1 protein-coding gene is annotated in these 1820 nt (G+C 51.1%); it reads left to right on the top strand.

Annotated elements, in window-relative coordinates; genetic code table 11:
• Window positions 1-1423, top strand: a 1423-nt coding sequence (locus JX312_RS13045) for an MFS transporter (protein WP_204458355.1), incomplete at its 5' end; no start/stop codon positions are given.
• Window positions 1424-1820 lie beyond the last annotated feature (397 nt).

The following is a 1820-nucleotide window of genomic DNA, read 5'->3' as shown; positions in this document are numbered from 1 at the left end:
TGCCACAACTGTAAACTATATGGACCGTCAGGTGCTCTCGCTCACCTGGAAGGAATTCATAGCTCCTGAATTTCACTGGACCGACACCGACTATGGTGTCATCACATCCATTTTCTCTATCGTATATGCTGTGGCGAACCTCTTCGCAGGAAGGTTCATCGACTGGATGGGGTCGAAAAAAGGTTATCTGTGGACCATATTCATATGGTCGGCGGGCGCATGCCTCCATGCGTTATGCGGCTGGGCGACGGAACACACCCTCGGTCTGCATGACGCCGCCGAACTTGTCGGCGCCACCGGGGCTCTCGCTTCGACGGTAGCCATCACATCTGTGTATTACTTCATCGCGGCGCGTGTGATTCTCGGAATCGGCGAGGCTGGAAACTTCCCCGCAGCCATTAAGGTGACGGCGGAATACTTTCCGAAGAAAGACCGTGCTTTCGCCACCTCTATCTTCAACGCCGGTGCTACGGTAGGTGCGTTGCTCGCTCCCGTGAGCATTCCTGCCCTTGCATCTTATTTCCAGAAAGCCGGTGTAGGCAACGGCTGGGAGATGGCTTTCCTTATCATCGGTGGTCTGGGCTTCATCTGGATGGGGTTCTGGATGTGGCTTTATCGCAGACCGGAAAGCAATCCTTTCGTCAACAAGGCGGAACTGGAATATATTGAGCAGGATAACGTTACCAAAGACGAGACTCCTGCCGAAAAGGCGGCGGTTGAGGATGACCGCAAAAACGAGATTCCATTCCTGAAATGTTTTAAGTATCGCCAGACATGGGCAATCTTCTTCGGACGCTTTCTCACTGACGGCGTGTGGTGGTTCTTCCTCTTCTGGACACCGGCTTATATATCCGACATCCTGAACCTGCCGACAACCTCAGGCACGGCACAGATGCTTATCGTGGCGCTTTATCTTCTTACCCTGCTTTCGATCTATGGCGGCAAACTTCCCACAATAATCATGGAAAAGACCGGTCTCAATCCATATGCGGCGCGAATGAGGGCGATGTTCATATTCGCCTTGTTCCCTCTGCTCACAATCGCCGCGCAGCCCCTCGGCAGTGTCTCGGTATGGTGGCCCGTGATCCTTATCGGTATAGCGGGAGCCGCACACCAGTCATGGTCTGCCAATATATATTCGGTTGTCGGCGACATGTTCCCCAAAAGCACAATAGCCACGATTGTCGGAATCGGTGGGCTTGCCAGCGGTCTGGGTTCCTTCCTTGTCAACCTGTTCGCCGGCATGTTGTTCGACTATGCCGCTGCCACCGGCATGAGCTTCATGGGATTCACAGGAAAGCCTGCCGGATATTTTATAGTCTTCTGCTATTGCGGAATAGCCTATATCGCCGGATGGTGTGTGATGAAATTGCTTGTGCCCCGATATAAGATTATCGATCCCTCTGGTCAGAAGATGAGATGATAGAAAATTTAAAATAAGGCGAGGGGAGGGGAGACGTCTGCAAAACCAAGACCGATAACTAAAACGAGAACCCGGATTGCCGGACGAAAACAAAAACCGCCTCCGAACAGTCAAGTCATCACAGGCAAGGAAAAAATATGGTAACCCGGTCAGTATGATCCGGAGAAATCCCCGGATCGGTTTAAAGCCAAATGCCGCTCTTTGCGGCTGTCCATGATAATGTAATGACGTCCGCCTCCTCTCTTGAGTCTCAGGTTTCCTTAATCTGGAAACCTGAGCCAGACCTTAGAAACTGTTTAAATTTAATTCGAAATTATTTATATAATGCCTCTTGTGGCTTCCTTGAGGTCTTTTATGGCTGTTTTCACCGAGTCTCCTCGGTCACATAGTTCCTACG

It is taken from the genome of Barnesiella sp. CU968 (assembly GCF_905219685.1).
GTDB classification, from domain to species: domain Bacteria; phylum Bacteroidota; class Bacteroidia; order Bacteroidales; family Muribaculaceae; genus Lepagella; species Lepagella muris_A.
Note: the sequence above shows the minus strand (reverse complement) of the source record. Positions and strands in the feature narration are given on the sequence as shown.